Raw genomic sequence first — 18,798 nt, 5'->3', positions numbered from 1 at the left:
TTTTAGTAAGACTCGCTACACTGTGCGATCTAAACACCTTAAATGATAGGTGTTGACTCAGTCGAGTGGCTTTTTTTGTACGTCTCTTCTCCCCTTCCCAACTACACACTTAAACACTTAAACACTTAAACACTTAAACACTTAAACACTTAAACACTTAAACAATGGTCTTTTGGAGCCAATAAAAATCCGAGAGCCTCACAGCCCTCGGGTTTTTATTTGTGTTCTACTTTCAGATGTTAGGCGAATTACAAATCAGCGCCATAGATATCAAATGTGAAGTACTTCGCTGCGATCTTATCATAGGTGCCATTTGCTCTAATCTCTTCAATCGCGGCATTGAATTGTTTCGCCAGTTTTGAATCCTGCTTTCTTAGTGCTAAAGCCGTACCTTCGCCAATGTAGGCTTTGTCTGTTACCGCTTTACCCTTGAATTCAAAACCCTCACCTTCTTTCTTATCTAAGAAAGCCAATGAAAGTTGATCAGAGTTACCAAACGTTAAATCTAGACGCCCATTCTGCATATCCAGATAGACTTCATCTTGGCCGGTATAACGCTTAATGTTTGCCACATCGCCAAACTTGTCGGTTACGTAACGATCGTGAATCGTACCTTGCTGAACACCTATGGTTTTGCCTGTTAAGCCTGCCTCATCTACGCTGAACTCCACGCTTTTAGCTGCAACAAATACGGCTGGAGTTTGGTAGTACTTATCAGTAAACAAAATCTTGCGCTTACGCTCTTCAGTAATACGCATCGAAGCCATAATCACATCTGACTTTCTTGCCAATAAGCTTGGAATTAGCGAATCCCAATTTTGTGAAACCCAAGTACAGTCTAATTTAGCTTGCTCACACAAAGCGTCAGCTATCTCAATATCAAACCCGACAGGCACACCGTCACTGTTTTTATAGTTGAATGGCGGATACGTAAAGTCTGACGCCAAACGGATTTCTTTCGCCTGTACCGTTGTACCAAGTAAAGCGGCCGCACAAGCGAGTCCTAGTATTATCTTTTTCATCATTGCCATCCTAGATATGATCTTTATCGAGTTGAGATTGAGTTTCTTTATGCTGAGATTGTTTGCCTTGTTGATTCTTTTCTAATTCGGTTTGGTAGCGTGTTAGTGACGTTATCACTTCTAGCATGCTCTCTTGGCTACCAATACTGATTCGAACACAGTTACGCAAAGCTGGTTCATGGTTTTGGTTTCTTGTCACGATGCCATCCTTCGCCAATACGCTAAACACATGGTGCCCCGGTTTTTGACGTAGCAAAACGAAGTTAGTCGATGAAGGGTAAACCTGTTCTATAAATTCAAACCGCGTTAGCTCACAAGCAAACCGATTACGCAATTCAACCAACTTTAACGTCGCGCTTTCCATCAACGCAATTCGTTCATCAGACAATGCGTCTAGCACGATTTGAGATGAGCAATCTGGCATTGGATACGGTGGAATTAATTTAGCTACATACTGCATCACATTTTGACTCGCTAAGATAAAGCCACAACGTACGGCTGCGAGTCCAAACGCCTTAGACAAGGTGCGAATCACAACCAAATGCGGATAACGCTCAATAAGGCTCACCGCTGACGTTTGTGGTTCAAATTCGATATACGCTTCATCGACCACCACTAGCGACTTGCCAATCGTGCCTTCCAGTACCTGAATCAAATCCAATTTAGGGATCACATTGCCCGTAGGGTTGTTTGGTGAGCAAAGAAACACGATATTAGCCAATTCCGCTTTATTCACTATATCAGCGACGTTAAGGCTGAAGTCTTCCTGCAATGGGGAGTCCAAGGTATTTATCGCCAATGCATCGGCGCAAAATTCATACATAGCATACGTTGGAGAACAGATAAGTATGTTGTCGCTCGCCGGCTTACAGAATGTTCTAATCAGCAAATCAATCGCTTCATCTGCACCACGGACAGCAACCGTCGCGGCATCAGTGCCACAGTAATCTTGGTAAGCCTTAGCAATATCTTGTGGTAAGAAGTCTGGGTATCGGTTGTGACTTGCTTCTCCTTGAAACAGCGAGCTTTCCAATTCATTAGCGTTTAACCAAACACGCCCATCACCACCAATTCTTCTTGCCGATTGATAAGGTATTAATTTTTTTACAGCCTGAGGCACTAAGCTATCAATAAAAGATGTCAAGAAGCTATCCCTTTCACAAAATCACAATGTCTTCATCATTGCCTTCATATTCAATAAATGTGACCTATACACATATTGAATCACAAATGATGACTAAGTATTTACATTCAAACAGAACACTATTGATAAATGAATCGAAATAATCACATAATAGCCATGACAAAAACTCATAGGTAAAGATATGAATCGCACACTTCCTTCAACCAAAACCTTGCTCGCATTTTTGTCTACGGCAAGGCATCTCAACTTTACGCGCGCGGCACATGAGCTCAATGTTACGCAAGGTGCAGTGAGTCGTCAGGTATTGTCGTTTGAAGAAAGTCTCGGGTGCGATCTTTTCTACCGACATGCTCGCGGTTTGTCATTAACACCTAAGGGAGAAGAACTGGTTCCGCTGATTCAAGATACCATCCAACAACTGCAATCGGCGTTAAATCAAATTGCCAGCTCTCCATCGAAGATCAAGCTCAACGCACCAAGTTGTATCACCTCTTGGCTACTGCCTAAGTTGATGTCTTTTCAGCAAGCCTATCCTGAAATTGATGTCGAACTCACGTCGACCATCAAGCACGTCTTCGAACCAAGCTTTGACCCGTTTGACGCCGTAATTACCTATGGTAAGAAGCCAAACCAGCAATCGATTATCAGCCAGTTATTGTTTAACGAGCAGCTAGCGCCCGTTTGCCAAGCGCAAAGCATTACGCAAAGCCATCTTGTAAGTAGCGCTTCTACTATCATCAAGCCACACAAGCTCGCTCAATACACTTGGTTGCACGCCAACAATGAGCAGAGTGATTGGCGGCTTTGGTTGGAACACATAGGCAGCCACGACCTTTCAAGCAAGAACAACCAACAATTCGCGACGCTCGATCAAGCGATGAACGCCGCCATTCAAGGGTTTGGTATTGCCATAGGCGACATAACGCTGGCCAAGCAAGATATTGATTTGGGTAGATTGGTGAAAGTGAGTGAAGGCAGTGTCTTCTCTGGAAATGGTTACTTCTTACTGCAACCCAAGAATCGACAAAATACATCCTTATCTACGCTGGTTGATTGGCTCGTCGATTAGCGGCAATCATCTTGGGTAAGCCCCCACTGTAGCTTTAATAGATCGTCATAATGAGAATTTTACCGTTCTCAAAATGAAACTATTTTCCGGTAGCTACGTATTGGTGTTTAGAGTTTAGAACGAACGTTTCTTTAACTAGTTGAAAAGAAAATTAATTCAACTTTTTACGTCAGAAATTCTACCCCAATGGATTAAATGGCATTCGAATTGCTTTGTCATAGATAACCCAACCAATATACAGCAGGTTGCACCAATAACATTGCAGCTTGTCACGGAGGATAGGCTATGACCTTACAAAGACATACATATTACGGCTTAATTCACCATGGAATTAAAACCCTATTAATGGACAGAATTGGCCACTTCACAGAGCGTGAATATCACGAATACCTTGACCTAACGACCGGCAAATCGACATGTTTTGCCATGAGTGAACAAGAGCTCGAGAATACCTTAGACAGTTTAAAGAGCGAAGGTTACCTTGAAGATATCAAGAAGCTAATACCTCGCTACCAAACCACATCAATGCAATAACGTTCTTAATCTCGATTGGGCGCTTCAATCCTTTATTGGGGTTAAACTCGCCAAAACGGTTAGATGTAATTAATTGGCATCCAATTGTCTCGAGCTATTTAGCATCGAGACAGTTTTGGTTAGACTGTCTGCAACTCAACTAACTGGATAGTCAGTGCCACATGAAGCAAATTCTTGATTTCATTCCTCTCATTATTTTCTTTGCGCTTTACAAGATGTACGACATCTACACGGCTACAGGTGCATTGATTGTTGCTTCCGCAGTACAAATCATTTTGACGTACACCATCTACAAGAAAGTAGAAAAAATGCAGATCATCACCTTTCTAATGGTTGCCGTATTTGGTGGCATGACCATCTTTTTGCATGATGACAACTTCATAAAATGGAAAGTGACCATCGTTTATGCGCTATTTGCTATCGGCCTTACAGTCAGTCACCTAATGGGCAAATCAGCGATTAAAGGCATGTTGGGTAAAGAGATCTCTCTTCCTGAAGCAGTATGGGGCAAGATCAACTGGGCTTGGACTCTGTTCTTCACATTGTGTGCGATCCTCAATGTTTACGTTGCTTTCAACCTGCCATTGGATGTGTGGGTCAACTTCAAAGTGTTTGGCTTACTGATCGCTACTTTTGCATTTACCTTACTAACGGGCGTTTATATCTATAAACATTTACCAAAAGACCAACATTTGCCAAAAGATAAGCATCAGCAAAGAGACCAAGAAACACAAAACGATACGCAACAAGAGCTCTCAGGTAAAAATACCGAGGAGAAATAACCCTTAGGGATGAGTCCCCATCCCCTTTTTGATACAATTATTATCAATATGCGATTTAACAGTGGCCAATGATACTCGTGATCATTGGCCACTGATTGTTTGTGTTCGGTGAATACGTTAAAAATACGACCACCGCGAACCCCGCAAACACATCTATTTAAATTTAAAACAATCAATACCATTAAGAGTACAACAATGACTATTCAATCAACTTTGAACCCGATTGGTTCTTTACTTCTTCGCACTTTGGCGATGCCTTCTGATACCAATGCAGCAGGCCAGATTTTCGGTGGTTGGATAATGTCTCAGCTCGACCTTGCTGGCGGGATACTGGCGAAAGAGATCTCTAACGGCAAGATAGTCACCGTGTCAGTATCAAGCATCGAATTCAAACAGCCAGTGTCGGTTGGCGATGTGGTCTGTGTTTATGGCGACTGCACCAAGATTGGCCGTAGCTCGATGAATATCGACCTAGAAGTCTGGGTGAAGCCTGTACTTGATCACGGTATTGGCGATCGTTACAAGGTATGTGGCGCGACATTCAACTACGTTGCCGTGGACGAAAGCGGTAAACCTCGCTCAATCAACAAATAACGTTTTTCATTAAGCCATTAACGCAAATGGTCTTTAGTTTCAGCAAATGAAATTACTAAAGACCATACAACTCTCTCGTACCAATTCACCTCGCACCAATTCACAATTTCTTATCATTAACTCTTCCAATACCGATTAGTTCGCGTAAATTAGCCAGATAACTAATTTAATCGCTCTCATTCAGTGAAGTAACATAAGGATATCTCAACATGTGGTACGTGATTTTTTCTCAAGACGTCGAAAACTCATTAGAAAAACGCCTAAGTGTTCGCCCACAACATCTAGAACGCCTACAAACACTTCACGATGAAGGCCGACTGTTAACAGCAGGTCCAATGCCAGCAATTGACTCCGATAACCCTGGCGAAGCAGGCTTCACTGGTTCTACTGTTATTGCTGAATTCAACTCTTTGGAAGACGCACAAGCATGGGCTGATGCAGACCCGTACATCGCTGCTGGTGTCTACCAGAATGTAATTGTTAAACCATTCAAGAAAGTATTTTAACGTGAAAAAATGGATTATTGGGTCACTGGCTATTGCCCTACTCGCAGGCTGTAGCTCATCAAGTGAACAAGACAAACAAAGACAGTTAGAGATGATGGCTCACCATCGTGCGGGCGTTTTATCTGCCGGCCTACCTATTGAGTATGGTCCACTCTCTATCATGCGTGTGCTAGCAAAAAATACTGTCGTCGAAATCATGATGATCTACAACCAAGATGCAAAAGGTGCTAAGCCTTTAAACCAAGTTGTAGATATGAGTGTGAATAGCTACTGCACCAACTCTGAAGTAAGAGCTAACCTCGACATGGGCTTAGCTTACAACATCAAAATTCGCAATACTCGCGGACAACTGATGGTTGAAAAGCTGATCAGCAAAGAGACTTGCCAGAGCAGCAGCTAGATTCGATATTCGAACAAGCATAAAACCAGAAGGCCTCGCAAATGCGAGGCCTTTTTTGTGGTTCATCGTAGATTAGAGGGTCAATCAAATCTTAGACTAAATTATGCCTCAGCGGATCCCCACTCTTTACGCAGTGTCTTCGTCGCCGAAACTAAGTTAGTCAGTGCCGCTTCTGTCTCTGCCCAGTTACGAGTCTTTAATCCGCAATCAGGGTTTGCCCACAAACGTTCTGCAGGTATTTTTTCTGCCGCTTTCTTAAGTAAATCTACAATCCACTCTTCTGAAGGGATGTTTGGCGAGTGAATATCATAAACGCCAGGTCCAATCGCATTCGGATAGTTAAACTCTTCAAACGCTTTCAGCAATTCCATGTTCGAGCGAGAAGTCTCAATGGTAATCACATCGGCATCTAGCGCGGCCACTGAATCAATGATCTCGTTGAACTCGCTATAACACATATGGGTATGAATCTGAGTTTCTGGTTTAGCACTCGCCGCTGAGATCTTAAAGGCATCCACTGCCCATTCTAAGTACTCTGCATGGTCGCGTTTTTTCAAAGGCAAACCTTCGCGAATAGCAGGCTCATCGATTTGGATAATGTTAATACCTGCGTCTTGTAAATCAGACACTTCATCACGTAGAGCAAACGCCAGTTGGTTAGTGATCTCTTTGCGTGAGATGTCTTCACGTGGGAATGTCCAACATAAGATAGTCACTGGCCCTGTGAGCATGCCTTTCATCTGCTTTGAAGTTAGAGATTGAGCATAAGTCGACCACTCGACCGTCATTGGTTTTTCACGCTCAATATCCGCAACCACAATCGCCGGTTTCACGCAACGAGAGCCATAACTTTGTACCCAACCAAACTTAGTGGTTTGGAAGCCGGCTAGGTTTTCTGCAAAGTACTCCACCATGTCATTGCGTTCCGCCTCACCATGCACAAGCACATCCAAATCTAAGGCTTCTTGGCGCTTAACAGCATCAGCAATATGACCTTTCAATGCGGTTGTGTATTCCGCTTCATTCAGTTTGCCAGTTCGGTAAGCACTACGCTGAAGACGAATCTCTCCTGTCTGTGGGAACGAACCAATGGTTGTCGTTGGTAACAGCGGTAACCCGAGAACTTCAGACTGATGCGCTGCGCGCTCTGCGTATGGAGCACTGCGTTCTGCCAGTGCTTTGGTAATGGTATTGATACGAGCCTGAACTTGTGGCTTGTTCACATGAGTCGCGTTCTTACGGGCAACAATTGGTTGGCTGTAAGTCTCACACGCCAAAATGGCATTTTGATCGCCGTCTAACGCCGCACCCAACAAGCTCACCTCGGTGACTTTCTGTTTTGCGAAGGCAAACCAACTCTTCACTTCTTCGCTAAGCGTTTCTTCTAACTCCAAATCAACAGGACTATGCAGCAATGAACATGAACTTGCGATCCAAAGCTTATCTCCTAGTTTGTCTTTCACAGGTTGCAGTAACTCAAGCTGCGCGGCTAAGTCAGCTCGCCACACATTGCGTCCATTGATTGCACCCGCAGAAAGTACCCAATCTTCCGGTAACTTATTAACCACTTCATCGAGTTGCTGCGGTGCTGCTACTAAGTCGATATGTAAGCCGTTTATAGGCAGATCTACGATTTTATCTAATGTATCTGTGACCGAATCAAAGTAAGTGGTAAGTAGTAGTTTTACATCGCCTTGAATCACTTGGTAAGCCAGCTTGAATGAATCTACCCACTGATTATCAAGCTCCAAAGCCAGGATTGGCTCATCAATTTGGACCCACTCTACGCCAAGCTTTGAGAGCTTTGCCAAAATGGCTTGATACGCGGTAAGAAGGCGAGGAAGTAGAGATAAGCGGTCAAACCCTTCTTCCACTTCTTTGCCTAGGTATAAGTAAGAGAGTGGCCCAAGGAGTACAGGCTTAACTTTGTGTCCTGCTTTAATCGCTTCATTCACTTCATCAAACAGTTGAGGCCAACTTACTTCAAAAGAGTCATCTTTGCTGAACTCAGGAACAATGTAGTGGTAGTTAGTGTTGAACCACTTGGTCATGTCAGAAGCAGCTGAACTGTCTTTAGTGACATCATTCGACGTATGCGAACCACCGCAGCAAGTAGATTGAACTTGAGACTGACCGCGACCTACACGGAACAAGGTATCTAAATCTGGGAAGGATTTTTCATCTTCTGATCCACCAGCATGGCGCTTGGGAACGTGACCTAGAAGTAGAGTCGTAGTTAGTACATGGTCATACCATGCGAAGTCACCCGCAGTTGCAAAGCTTAGATTCGCGTCAGCTTGTACATTCCAGTTACGATTTCTTAATTCACTGCCGGTCTGCTTGAGCTCAGATTGATCGATCTCACCGCGCCAGTACTTCTCGAGAGTGAATTTGAGTTCGCGTTTTTCACCGATACGTGGGTAGCCAAGAATATGCGTTGTTGTCGTCATGTGTCTGTTCCTTATTCGATAATTTTAATTTCCGGTCAGACGGTTTAGTCCGTAGTTTTAACTTTCAACCGAGGCGTCTGGATGGCTAAACTATCTCCCTAATCTGAACGATGAACAAGGTCCAAATATTCATCTTGTTTATTAATAATTTTCATCTTTGATAATCTAACTGCTAATTTATTAAATCCATCTGGACATCCAGACGTTTACAAATGAAAGAAAACACCGTAGGGTGATTATTAAGAAATATTGAATTAGCTTAGGGAATATGAGGAATACTCATGATAGAGCTTAAACACCTTCGAACATTGACCACCTTGAGAGACAGCGGCTCGCTAACCGCGACTGCAACTTCTCTTCATCTGACTCAGTCGGCACTTTCTCACCAGTTGAAAGACCTTGAGGCTCGAATTGGCGGTCAGCTTTTTTTGCGTAAAACAAGGCCGGTTAAATTTACCTCGGAAGGCGAAATCTTGTTAAAACTGGCTGATGAGATACAGCCACAAATCGCCAAAGCTGAAAACGAACTCGCAAGCCTAAAAGAAGATGTGAATGGTCGATTGCACATGGCGATCGAGTGTCACTCATGCTTCCAATGGTTAATGCCCGCTTTGAAGGAGTACCAAGTTGCTTGGCCAAGTGTAACCCTTGATTTCTCGTCAGGGTTTGGCTTTGAACCCCTACCCGCACTAATGGCAGGCGAACTCGACTTGGTGATCACATCAGACATTCAGCCTCGCTCTGAGGTTCACTACGAACCTCTCTTTGATTTTGAGATGCGTTTGATCACTGCAATCAACTCACCTTTGGCAGAAAAACAGAGCATAGAACCGCAAGATCTTAGCGATATAACCATGCTCTCTTATCCGGTTCAAAAACAGCGTCTCGATGTAGTGAAACACTTTTTGCAACCAGCAGGCGTTGAACCAAAGAAATGGAAACAAGCAGACAACACATTGATGCTGGTGCAAATGGTATCGGCAGGCTTAGGGGTTGCTGCGTTGCCAAATTGGGCAATCAGTGAATTTTCGAGACAAGGGTTAATCGCCAGTAAACCATTGGGTAACGGGCTTTCAAGAAGGTTGTTCGCAGCGGTAAGAAACTCAGAAAAAGACAAACGTTACCTACAAGCTTTCTTTAGCACGGCAAGACAGCAAAGTAAGAGTCACCTAGATGGCATTGAGGTCGTTTAAGAGACTCGTTGTTGGGTTAGTTTATGCCTGCGTTGAACCTGATAGATATGCGCCAGAAACAAAAAAAGTCACAGATTATCTGTGACTTTTTTATTGCCAATACCGACAACAGGTAATGAGTGTTAATCCACGATAGAAGAAACTCTCATTGTGAGCTTATCTTGAGTAAGACTTGAACTGATTAGTCAGTGGGTCGTATTGATAGCCCAACATATCAAGCTTGCCCACGACACTTTCTATATCCATTTCATACATACTGATCAGCTCTTCAAAGCTATCGCATTCTAAGCGAAGTTTTTCATTCACGATTCCCAGCAAAATAATGCTATCGAAACCTTTGACGTTGCTTAAATCCATCCCGTACTCCTAACGAACACACCGACTAGATTTAAGTTTAGAACGCTTACCAACACCACGCTAAAAAACAGATCACACTTTTTCGATTCAACACCGAAAGGCTTGTGAGATCAGTAACCGCCTACATCGCCCAAACTGGCGTTAAACCAACAGCCGCCGCCAATAACATCAAAAATGAAATAGTCAGCTGAAGCTTTTCAGGGGTTTTAACGAACAATAAATGCCAACACCACACCACGATAGCTGAGATTAGCAAAGCAAAGCTAAACAGCAGAGTTGAAATCATTGGCTCTAATTGAGCTTCAGACAGAGAGTAAACATTGATGACCGTCGCCAAAACCACCAACATCCCCGTCAGCACACCAACAACGGGCAGAACACGGTGAAAAGCCTGTAAGCGTGTTCTTGCAATCGTCAGCAGTAAATGACCAAACGCTGCCCCCAATAAAACCACGAGTAATAAAGTGCTAATAATACCGACTGTGGTTGCTTGCTCCGTCGCTTGTATAGCAACGTATGACAGTGCTAAACCACAAGCTAAATACATCACCCAAATAGGGCCAGAATCTCGAGTCTTCTTGGTTTGAACTTGAGAATAGAAATAAAAGATCGCGAACACGACAAGAAATGCTTCAATTCTTAATGAGGCAACGGCAAGCCAAAGCACGCCAATTGCAGGCAACATCTTGTGAATGCGGCCACGTTGTCCCGGGCAAATATCCCCTTTCACTAAGATGAGGGTTAAGATCAGTTGGGCTCCTAATAGCATCGGAGCAAATTGTACTAATAACGTTTCGACCATTGTGGATCTACTTCTTCAAACTTATTTTCGCGAATAATATCAAAAACTGGTGCGAACACTAATCAAAATCATAAATTAGAGACGAGATTCAAGGCTTCAACTATGCTGATGTATGGCTCTTCTGTCGCCATTTACCGTAAAAATACGAAAGACATCAAAACTAACAGGGGCATGTTCTACTGGCTAGTCTAGGCTCATGCCGCTATAATTCCCGCCTCAAAAATCAGAGGTTGAAATATGTACAGCGATATCACTCCTATTCACGAACACAAAAAATACTGGGCCGAGTGCTACGGAACTGCACCTTTTTTGCCTACCAGTAGAAAGGAGATGGATGCTCTTGGATGGGATAGCTGTGACATTATTATTGTAACTGGTGACGCTTATGTCGATCACCCGAGCTTTGGCATGGCTATCATTGGTCGCCTTCTTGAAGCTCAAGGATTCCGCGTGGGCATTATTGCGCAACCAAAGTGGGACAATAAAGACGCCTTCATGAAGCTAGGTAAACCTAACCTATTCTTCGGCATTACAGCGGGTAACATGGACTCCATGATCAACCGCTACACCTCTGATCGCAAATTACGTCACGATGATGCTTATACGCCAAACAACGAAGGTGGCAAGCGTCCTGACCGTGCAACTCTAGTTTATTCCCAACGTTGTCGCGAAGCCTACAAAGGCACGCCAATCGTTCTTGGTGGTATCGAAGCAAGTTTGCGCCGTGTTGCTCACTACGACTACTGGTCAGATAAAGTTCGTCGCTCTGTATTGTTTGACGCAAAAGCAGATATTCTTCTTTTTGGTAACGCTGAGCGTGCACTGGTTGAAGTGGCACACCGCATTGCCGATGGCGAAGACATGTCTACGCTGACCAATATCCGCGGTACTGCTATCAATCTTCCTGCTGCCCCAGAAGGCTTCAAGATCATTGACTCTTCTCGTATCGAAAAGCCGAACAAAGCGTACGTTCCGGTTAACCCTTACGAAGTTGAAACCCAGTGTGATACTAAGAAAGACGAAAAAGAAGAAATAAAAGCGCAACCTATTACTATTCGTCCTTCTCGTCACGACGCAAAAACAACCGCGGTTCGTATCCCAGGTTACGAAAAGCTAAACAATGACCGTATTCTTTACGCTCACGCTAGCCGTATTCTGCACCTTGAGACAAACCCGTACTCAGGTCGTGCTCTGATTCAACGTCACGGTGATCGCGAACTTTGGGTTAACCAAGCGCCGATTCCATTGACCACAGAAGAGATGGACTACGTGTTTGGCCTTGCTTATAAGCGTGTTCCTCACCCAATGTATGGCAAAGCGAAAATCCCTGCATACGACATGATCAAAACCTCGGTTAACATCATGCGTGGTTGTTTTGGTGGCTGTTCTTTCTGTTCAATCACAGAGCACGAAGGTCGCATCATCCAGAACCGTTCGAAAGAATCTATCTTGGATGAAATCGAAGACATTAAAGATAAAGTGCCGGGCTTCACCGGTACTATTTCTGATTTGGGCGGCCCAACGGCGAACATGTACCGTTTAGGTTGTTCAGATCCTAAAGCAGAAATTAACTGTCGTCGTCCATCATGCGTGTTCCCGAAAATCTGTGAAAAGCTAAACACAGACCATCAACACACCATCGACCTGTACCGCTCTGCGAGAAAAGTACCGGGCGTTAAGAAGATCATGATCGCTTCTGGTGTACGTTACGACTTAGCGATTGAATCTCCAGAATACGTTCGTGAGCTTGTGACTCACCACGTTGGTGGTTACTTGAAGATTGCTCCAGAACATACTGAAAAAGGCCCACTGGATCTGATGATGAAGCCGGGTATGGGCACGTACGATCGTTTCAAAGAGATGTTCGAGAAATACAGCGCTGAAGCCGGTAAGAAACAGTACCTAATTCCTTACTTCATCTCTGCTCACCCGGGCACAGAAGATGAAGACATGCTTAACCTTGCAATGTGGCTGAAAAAGCACAACTACGAGTGTGACCAAGTACAGAACTTCTATCCATCGCCAATGTGTAATGCAACGTCGATGTACTACTCAGAGACCAACCCTCTGAAACGCGTGAAATATAAGAAGCGTGAAGATGTTCCTGTACCGAAAGGTGATCGTCAACGTCGTCTGCATAAAGCGCTGCTTCGTTACCACGATCCTGAAAACTGGAAAATCATCCGTGAAGCGCTGATCAGCATGGGTAAAAAACACCTAATTGGTGACAAAGCAAACTGTCTAGTACCAGAAGAAGATTTTGAAGCTCAGACACCGGCGCAGCGTCGTAAGTCTGGTCGTCACGGCTCACAGCGCTTTGCGACTAAGCACAGTAAGTCTCAACCAGGTCTTGGTGGCGAAAGCCCACGTAACCATTCTAAGCCTGGCGGCAATAAGCCTAAGCCAGGTGGCAATAAGCCAAAACCGGGCGGTAAGAAGCCAACGGGTAGCCAAGGTAATGGCAATCAGGGCAACGGAAAGCAGAACGGCAATGGTAACGCGCATAAACCAGCGACGGGCTTCATCAAAAAAGCCCCTGCTAGTCAGCAATCTCAAGGCAATGGCGGCGGGAATGGCAAGCCAAACCGTAACAAAGCGGGTAATGGTCAAGGTGGTAAACCTGCGAGTAACGGAAAGAATCGCCAGCGCGCAACACAGCGTTAATATAGCGACCCCATTTACTTGGTTATCATAAAAATACAAAGCGCAGCTATTTAGCTGCGCTTTTTTGTGTCTGTTACTAATGAACTACCCAAAAGTTTCACTTGGTTATGTGATTACAAGGGATTCTAACGGGTAAAGACCCAATACTGACTAAACAAATAGTTAGTGACCATGCCCACCAAGATACCAACCGCCATTGCGATAAAAACAGCTCCGATAAAGGTAGGAAGCAATTCCGTCATCAGCTTAAAGCACAGCAAATTAGGTACCGCTGATATTGATGCGGTAAACATGAACTTTTGCCACTGAATCAGCTTCTCAGACCAATGACCTCGCCCTTTATATTCAAAAGTCAGTATACGATTACCCAACCATGTCGTCGTTGCAGCAGCAATAAAGGAGCTAATTCGCGCCATCATTAAAGGCAGCCCAACAACATAATGCAGCAATGCAAAAACCAAACAATCAACAACAAACCCACCAACACCAACCACAGCAAATCGAACCATCTTGTGGTGGGACTGTAGTCTTTGGCTATGTGATTGAAGCTTGTCATTGAACATTCGTAGCCTTGAGTTAACGCTGAACATCATTTTCACTTTCAATATGATTCAACGAAAAATTTGGTGTGTTGCTCTGGTTATGGCAGCTGAACAAAGCACGCTTTATTTTCACCGTTGGCTCTAGAATACACGTTAATGCGTTCTCTTTAATCTTGGTTTCCACTTCAGATCTTTTACCAATCAGATAGAACTCATCAATGCCATCTATCTGCTCGATATCGAGAAGTCTTTTCGCTTGTCCATGACTGTAAAACTGCCCGGAGAAAGGTCGTTTACCGACGTAAAAGCTCGGCGCTTCATCCGTGATCTGCTCGAAGATAATACGGTCACTTTTCTCGTTCGCCTTTCCGAGATTCAGGTAGACCATCGCAATCATTAGCAACACAGGTAGAACCAAAGCCACGCTCGAGAACCACTTCTTATCTTTTTCCACTACGAGTATAGCAATCAACAAGCCAAGGGCCGGAATACCTGGCAGGACGTAAGCTGGGAGAATATTGCCCGCCATAGTGAAAAGAATCAGAGGTGAAATCAACCAACAGACAAGAAATGAAAACAAGCCGCGATTTTCAGTATTAATTTCTGCAATTTTCTTGCGACGAGCGAAAGTTAAAATAGGTAATACAATCGACCACGGCGCAGCGGCCTGAATCCAAAATACCCAGATCATGCCTCTGGTTTCATCATGAGCAGAACCGTATAAATCGCCCTCCCAACCACTCACAACAAAACGCTTAAAGTGTTCGCCAACAATAAAATAATCAATAAAGCCCGGAGTAGCCATTTCAGCCATAATGTACCAAGGCAAGGCAATCGCCAGCATGACACCTAAACCAGACAACAGTGGAAAGCGTTGCCACAACACTTTAAAAGCCCCAAAAATACCATGTTGTAATAGCAACCAAGGGAATACTGCGATACCCATGATCACGATCGCAACAGGACCTTTTGCAAGCAAGCCCAACGCCAAGCCTACAAATCCAACGTAACCCCAGGTTTTGTTGGTTCTCTCACTTCCTTCGCCTTTACAGTTTTCTCCACCGAGCCAACATAAGTAAAAGCCCAGCATCGCGATGGTCATGGCTAACGTTAACGCCATGTCGGTCATCACAGCACCCGCGGCGATAGAGAAAATCCCACATGTTGCCAATACAACAGCCGCCACTAAGGCACTTTGTCCCGTACGCTTCGCCAGATACGCGACCAATAGAATCGTCGCGAAACCTGCTAACCAATGCGGAGCACGCACAGCAAACTCACTCAAGCCGAACAACTCAATACCAGCAGCACTCATCCATGTGAACAACGGTGGCTTACCCCAAAAAGGAATACCGTAATCAAACTGAGGGGTTAACCAATTGCCAGTTTCTACCATCAAGCGAGCCATTTCTCCATAGCGAGCTTCAGTGGTGTCCATTAACGGATAAGTCGCCAAAGATAAAAGCCTTAAAACTAGTGCAAAAGCCAACAAATACCATAGATGCGTTCTGTTCAAACTCATGCTGATTCCTCTAATTTAAAATGTGTTTTCAATGCGGGAGTATCAACGACCGATTGGATCAGATAAAGAGGGCGATTCTTGGTTTCGATGAAAATACGACCTATGTACTCCCCCATTAAACCAATACTCAACAGTTGAATTCCGCCAAGTGCAAGTTGCACGACCATCATTGACGGATAACCCGTAATTGGCTCGCCAAACATCATGGTTTTGAATACGATGAAGACGCCATATACAAAAGCAGTAAGAGCCACTAAACCACCAACGGCCGTCGCAATACGCAGAGGGCGGATAGAGAACGAGGTAATCCCATCCATCGCCAAACCGATTAACTTGAGGTAGTTCCACTTGGTCTCGCCACAGAAGCGAGCATCACGCTTAAATTGGAGTGTCGCTTGTCGGAAACCCGGCCATGAAAAAATGCCTTTCATGTAGCGGTTACGTTCTGGAAGCTGATTGATATGGTCGACAACCTCTCGGCTTAACAGTCGAAAATCACCCACATTCTCAGGAACATCAATCTTCGCAGCCACGTTCATGACTTTGTAAAAGCTCGCTGCTGAAAACTTCTTAAACCATGTTTCACCATCACGCTGGCTGCGCTGCATATTGACGACGTCATAACCTTCGCGCCACTTGGCAATCATTTGCGGGATAAGCTCAGGTGGATCTTGTAAGTCAGCGTCTAGCAAAATCACCGCTTGTCCACGACAGTGCTCAAGGCCTGCGCTCATCGCTGATTCTTTGCCAAAATTACGGCTTAAACCGATAACAGAAATTGAGCTATTGATTGAAGTGAATGAACTCACCAACTCCAAGCTGTTATCTTTGCTGCCATCATCGACATAAACGATTTCACTGGTGATGGGTAAGCTATCCAGCACCTTGGTAAGGCGAGAGTGGAACTCTTCCAATACCTCTTGTTCATCGTAAAAAGGCACAATGATAGACAGAGAAACCGCAGGGTTGATCTGCGATGTAGATATCTTAGGGCGGCTTATATGAAGTTCAGACATAATACGTTCTTCTATTTTTTAATCTGAATCCAATCTACCCTCCCATAAGTGAAAGTTATGTTATTGACATATTTTTCACGCTCACTCAGGATAATGTTACCGTCTATTTCTGTATGAGAATCAAAATGAAACGAGTTCTATTAGTCGAAGATAACCGTGAAATCGCAGGTGTCTTGTTTGATTATTTTGAGTGTATTGGTATGGAACTCGATTATGCGGACAACGGCGAACTCGGCCTCCAACTCGCGTTGGAAAACTCATTTGATATCATAATATTGGATCTGATGTTGCCAAGAATGGACGGCCTCACGGTTTGTAATAAATTGCGAGACCAAGGCAACGCGACACCTATTTTGATGCTGACCGCGCTAGATAGCCGCGATGATATGTTGAAAGGGTTTGAGCATGGTGCCGATGACTATCTAACCAAGCCTTTTGATTTGGATATTTTAGAAGCAAGAATGAACGCACTAGTTCGTCGTTACCGCGGAAAAGTAGCCTCTTCAAAACTTCAGTTCGGTGAACTCACCATCGACCAAAAAACCCGTAAAGCTTACCGCCAAGATAAGCTTCTTGCGCTAAACCCAACCACTTACACCATACTTGAGATGCTCTGCCAAAACGCACCGGAAGTGGTGACTCGTGAAGATATCTCCTACAAATTATGGGAAGAAGATGAACCCAATAATGATGTGCTGCGCAGTCACATCTATCAATTACGAAATCAACTCGACAAGCCTTTTGACAGTCAAATGTTGATTACGGTTCCTAAAATAGGATTCCGCTTGGAGTCATCTAATTGATTTCCAACTTTCTGACAAGCACTAAAACCCTCACCGGCCGCTTAGCTGTTTTCTTTGGGCTAATGGCCGTGATTGTGTCTGCGTTCGTCTATGTCGTTTTTATTGTCGCGCTCTACATGTCTGAAGACCGGGTCGGTGAAAGACGCATCTTGATTGACCGCAATTACGCCGTCGAGCTATTTCAAGCCGGAGAAAGTGGTGAGTTAAGAATTGATGATCTGACAGTCGCCTATAACGACCCGTCATTCGTACCTCCCGAATATTATAAGCTCATTGCAAATAAAGAGAGCTTTCTCGGAGAGATCGGCGAAGAGCCAGAGTCAAGAATGGTCTATGTTGGCGAGTATTCTGACAAAGGAAAAACCCACCCAATAATCCTACTTTCCGAAATAGACCGTGTTGAATTTGCTATTTCTGAACTTGTGTACGCGACCGCCTTTGTGCTCACGTTACTTTCTATCTTAATTTTTAGTTTTGGTGCTCTGCTCTATCGACTGTCAAAACGACTGATTGAACCATTCAACTCTCTCTCTGAGCAACTTGAGTCGAATAAACTCAATCTCAACGAAGAGTTCGGTGTGAGTGATGATGCGGCAGTTGAATTTCGTCAGCTAACCGATCAACTGAATCAGTATCGTCGAGAAATCAATTCCTTGGTCAAGCGTGAACAAGCCTTTGCTCGATACTCAAGCCATGAGTTAAGAACACCACTAACCGTTGCTCGTGGTGCGAATAAATTGCTATTGAGAAGCGAAACAACCGAGTTTCAATCTCGGCAGGTTGAACGCATTGATGAAGCCATTGTTCAGATGTCTGAGATGGTCGATGCCCTGCTTGGCCTAGTTCGTTACGAAAGAAATAGTGACGATGCACCGCTGCGCTTGTTTAGCCAGCAAGAATTAGAGACCATCGTTTCCAAAAATACGTTACAAGCAAATGAGAAAGCAGTCGAAATATCCCTACTCGTTCAATCTGAGCCTATAATTCAAGCCACCAGTGCGATCATGAACATGTTGGTTGGCAACTTGTTGAGAAATGCGATTGCAGCGACCAATAGTGGCACAGTGAGCATCACTCTCTCACAAGACAACCTGGTAATTGAAGACCAAGGAGAAGGCCTTCAGGAACAGTACAATCCGAATGGTCATGGATTAGGTTTATTGATTGTCGACGACTTGTGCCAGCGCTTCCATTGGGACTTTGAGTTGGTCAATCGCAACTCTGGAGGGTGTACTGCAAGAATCGCCTTTCAGACAGATTCCTCCTTATCCACATTAAAGCAAGCAAACTCGTAATACGAAGCTCAATACCCTATGAAAACTTGATTTAGTTGGTTTACAGCGCTCGCTAGCTACTAGATACTCAGTAGTCCTTTTTGATTTAAAAATGCTGGCTCTT

18 protein-coding genes are annotated in these 18,798 nt (G+C 44.2%); 10 read left to right on the top strand and 8 right to left on the bottom strand.

Annotated features, from left to right (window positions below):
- Positions 1-248: 248 nt before the first annotated feature.
- Positions 249-1,022 carry an ABC transporter substrate-binding protein gene (locus AB6E08_RS03990; RefSeq protein WP_371704966.1) on the bottom strand — a complete coding sequence of 258 codons (774 nt, stop codon included), beginning with the start codon at positions 1,020-1,022 and terminating at the stop codon, positions 249-251.
- A gap of 10 nt (positions 1,023-1,032) precedes the next feature.
- On the bottom strand, positions 1,033-2,166 hold the full coding sequence (hisC, locus tag AB6E08_RS03985; RefSeq protein WP_135443340.1) for a histidinol-phosphate transaminase: 1,134 nt from the start codon (positions 2,164-2,166) through the stop codon (positions 1,033-1,035).
- Between the two features lie 181 nt (positions 2,167-2,347).
- On the opposite strand from hisC, the gene AB6E08_RS03980 reads away from it, so the two are divergent.
- The 6 genes from AB6E08_RS03980 (at position 2,348) to AB6E08_RS03955 (ending at position 6,051) form a co-directional block, all read left to right on the top strand.
- The gene (locus AB6E08_RS03980) at positions 2,348-3,235 is read left to right on the top strand and encodes a LysR substrate-binding domain-containing protein (protein WP_135443342.1); all 888 of its coding nucleotides are present in this window, start codon (positions 2,348-2,350) and stop codon (positions 3,233-3,235) included.
- Between the two features lie 285 nt (positions 3,236-3,520).
- Entirely contained in the window at positions 3,521-3,769 is a 249-nt protein-coding gene (locus tag AB6E08_RS03975; RefSeq protein ID WP_012603658.1) for a hypothetical protein, read from the top strand.
- Positions 3,770-3,930: 161 nt separating this feature from the next.
- The gene (locus AB6E08_RS03970) at positions 3,931-4,551 is read left to right on the top strand and encodes a septation protein A (protein WP_135443344.1); all 621 of its coding nucleotides are present in this window, start codon (positions 3,931-3,933) and stop codon (positions 4,549-4,551) included.
- A gap of 195 nt (positions 4,552-4,746) precedes the next feature.
- The gene (gene yciA, locus AB6E08_RS03965) at positions 4,747-5,145 is read left to right on the top strand and encodes an acyl-CoA thioester hydrolase YciA (protein WP_009846426.1); all 399 of its coding nucleotides are present in this window, start codon (positions 4,747-4,749) and stop codon (positions 5,143-5,145) included.
- A 209-nt stretch (positions 5,146-5,354) separates the two neighbouring features.
- Positions 5,355-5,651, top strand: a complete 297-nt coding sequence (locus AB6E08_RS03960) for a YciI family protein (RefSeq protein ID WP_012603655.1) — start codon at positions 5,355-5,357, stop codon at positions 5,649-5,651.
- 1 nt (position 5,652) lies between these two features.
- The gene (locus tag AB6E08_RS03955; protein WP_029223165.1) at positions 5,653-6,051 is read left to right on the top strand and encodes a GspS/AspS pilotin family protein; all 399 of its coding nucleotides are present in this window, start codon (positions 5,653-5,655) and stop codon (positions 6,049-6,051) included.
- 101 nt (positions 6,052-6,152) lie between these two features.
- Here the strand turns inward: AB6E08_RS03955 and metE are convergent, their stop codons facing one another.
- A complete protein-coding gene (gene metE / locus AB6E08_RS03950; protein WP_372064696.1) occupies positions 6,153-8,501 on the bottom strand; it encodes a 5-methyltetrahydropteroyltriglutamate--homocysteine S-methyltransferase in 2,349 nt (782 codons plus the stop codon).
- A 281-nt stretch (positions 8,502-8,782) separates the two neighbouring features.
- Between metE and AB6E08_RS03945 the strand changes: the two genes are divergently transcribed.
- A complete protein-coding gene (locus tag AB6E08_RS03945) occupies positions 8,783-9,694 on the top strand; it encodes a LysR substrate-binding domain-containing protein (protein WP_009846422.1) in 912 nt (303 codons plus the stop codon).
- 156 nt (positions 9,695-9,850) lie between these two features.
- On the opposite strand, the gene AB6E08_RS03940 is transcribed toward AB6E08_RS03945, so the two are convergent.
- Complete coding sequence (locus AB6E08_RS03940; RefSeq protein WP_009846421.1) at positions 9,851-10,051, bottom strand: DUF4250 domain-containing protein; 201 nt, start codon at positions 10,049-10,051, stop codon at positions 9,851-9,853.
- Positions 10,052-10,172: 121 nt separating this feature from the next.
- Positions 10,173-10,853 (bottom strand): hypothetical protein, encoded by a 681-nt coding sequence (locus tag AB6E08_RS03935; RefSeq protein ID WP_372064699.1) that lies wholly within the window; start codon positions 10,851-10,853, stop codon positions 10,173-10,175.
- Positions 10,854-11,183: 330 nt separating this feature from the next.
- Here AB6E08_RS03935 and AB6E08_RS03930 point away from each other — a divergent pair, with 330 nt between their 5' ends.
- On the top strand, positions 11,184-13,517 hold the full coding sequence (locus AB6E08_RS03930) for a YgiQ family radical SAM protein (protein ID WP_372064708.1): 2,334 nt from the start codon (positions 11,184-11,186) through the stop codon (positions 13,515-13,517).
- Positions 13,518-13,642: 125 nt separating this feature from the next.
- On the opposite strand, the gene AB6E08_RS03925 is transcribed toward AB6E08_RS03930, so the two are convergent.
- The 3 genes from AB6E08_RS03925 to AB6E08_RS03915 are packed head-to-tail and all read right to left on the bottom strand — an operon-like array spanning position 13,643 to position 16,597.
- A complete protein-coding gene (locus AB6E08_RS03925; protein WP_372064710.1) occupies positions 13,643-14,107 on the bottom strand; it encodes a GtrA family protein in 465 nt (154 codons plus the stop codon).
- Complete coding sequence (locus tag AB6E08_RS03920; protein WP_372064701.1) at positions 14,094-15,581, bottom strand: ArnT family glycosyltransferase; 1,488 nt, start codon at positions 15,579-15,581, stop codon at positions 14,094-14,096. The genes AB6E08_RS03925 and AB6E08_RS03920 overlap by 14 nt, the downstream gene beginning before the upstream one ends.
- Positions 15,578-16,597 (bottom strand): glycosyltransferase family 2 protein, encoded by a 1,020-nt coding sequence (locus tag AB6E08_RS03915; protein ID WP_017101037.1) that lies wholly within the window; start codon positions 16,595-16,597, stop codon positions 15,578-15,580. Before AB6E08_RS03915 ends, AB6E08_RS03920 begins: the two co-directional genes overlap by 4 nt.
- A 125-nt stretch (positions 16,598-16,722) precedes the next feature.
- Here AB6E08_RS03915 and AB6E08_RS03910 point away from each other — a divergent pair, with 125 nt between their 5' ends.
- Entirely contained in the window at positions 16,723-17,400 is a 678-nt protein-coding gene (locus tag AB6E08_RS03910; RefSeq protein ID WP_009846415.1) for a response regulator transcription factor, read from the top strand.
- Entirely contained in the window at positions 17,397-18,695 is a 1,299-nt protein-coding gene (locus tag AB6E08_RS03905; RefSeq protein ID WP_009846414.1) for a HAMP domain-containing sensor histidine kinase, read from the top strand. The genes AB6E08_RS03910 and AB6E08_RS03905 overlap by 4 nt, the downstream gene beginning before the upstream one ends.
- Positions 18,696-18,798 lie beyond the last annotated feature (103 nt).

The sequence above is a fragment of the Vibrio sp. 10N.247.310.24 genome (genome assembly GCF_041467175.1).
Taxonomy (GTDB): domain Bacteria; phylum Pseudomonadota; class Gammaproteobacteria; order Enterobacterales; family Vibrionaceae; genus Vibrio; species Vibrio tasmaniensis_A.
Note: the sequence above shows the minus strand (reverse complement) of the source record. Positions and strands in the feature narration are given on the sequence as shown.

Excerpts from the sequence above, each read along its gene's own strand:
- AB6E08_RS03970 (WP_135443344.1), top strand. The coding sequence starts at position 3,931 with ATGAAGCAAATTCTTGATTTCATTCCTCTCATTATTTTCTTTGCGCTT.
- AB6E08_RS03990 (WP_371704966.1), bottom strand. The coding sequence starts at position 1,022 with ATGAAAAAGATAATACTAGGACTCGCTTGTGCGGCCGCTTTACTTGGT.
- AB6E08_RS03975 (WP_012603658.1), top strand. The coding sequence starts at position 3,521 with ATGACCTTACAAAGACATACATATTACGGCTTAATTCACCATGGAATT.
- AB6E08_RS03980 (WP_135443342.1), top strand. The coding sequence starts at position 2,348 with ATGAATCGCACACTTCCTTCAACCAAAACCTTGCTCGCATTTTTGTCT.
- AB6E08_RS03935 (WP_372064699.1), bottom strand. The coding sequence starts at position 10,853 with ATGGTCGAAACGTTATTAGTACAATTTGCTCCGATGCTATTAGGAGCC.
- yciA (WP_009846426.1), top strand. The coding sequence starts at position 4,747 with ATGACTATTCAATCAACTTTGAACCCGATTGGTTCTTTACTTCTTCGC.
- AB6E08_RS03915 (WP_017101037.1), bottom strand. The coding sequence starts at position 16,597 with ATGTCTGAACTTCATATAAGCCGCCCTAAGATATCTACATCGCAGATC.
- AB6E08_RS03960 (WP_012603655.1), top strand. The coding sequence starts at position 5,355 with ATGTGGTACGTGATTTTTTCTCAAGACGTCGAAAACTCATTAGAAAAA.
- AB6E08_RS03945 (WP_009846422.1), top strand. The coding sequence starts at position 8,783 with ATGATAGAGCTTAAACACCTTCGAACATTGACCACCTTGAGAGACAGC.
- AB6E08_RS03925 (WP_372064710.1), bottom strand. The coding sequence starts at position 14,107 with ATGTTCAGCGTTAACTCAAGGCTACGAATGTTCAATGACAAGCTTCAA.
- AB6E08_RS03930 (WP_372064708.1), top strand. The coding sequence starts at position 11,184 with ATGGATGCTCTTGGATGGGATAGCTGTGACATTATTATTGTAACTGGT.
- AB6E08_RS03910 (WP_009846415.1), top strand. The coding sequence starts at position 16,723 with ATGAAACGAGTTCTATTAGTCGAAGATAACCGTGAAATCGCAGGTGTC.
- metE (WP_372064696.1), bottom strand. The coding sequence starts at position 8,501 with ATGACGACAACAACGCATATTCTTGGCTACCCACGTATCGGTGAAAAA.
- AB6E08_RS03940 (WP_009846421.1), bottom strand. The coding sequence starts at position 10,051 with ATGGATTTAAGCAACGTCAAAGGTTTCGATAGCATTATTTTGCTGGGA.
- AB6E08_RS03920 (WP_372064701.1), bottom strand. The coding sequence starts at position 15,581 with ATGAGTTTGAACAGAACGCATCTATGGTATTTGTTGGCTTTTGCACTA.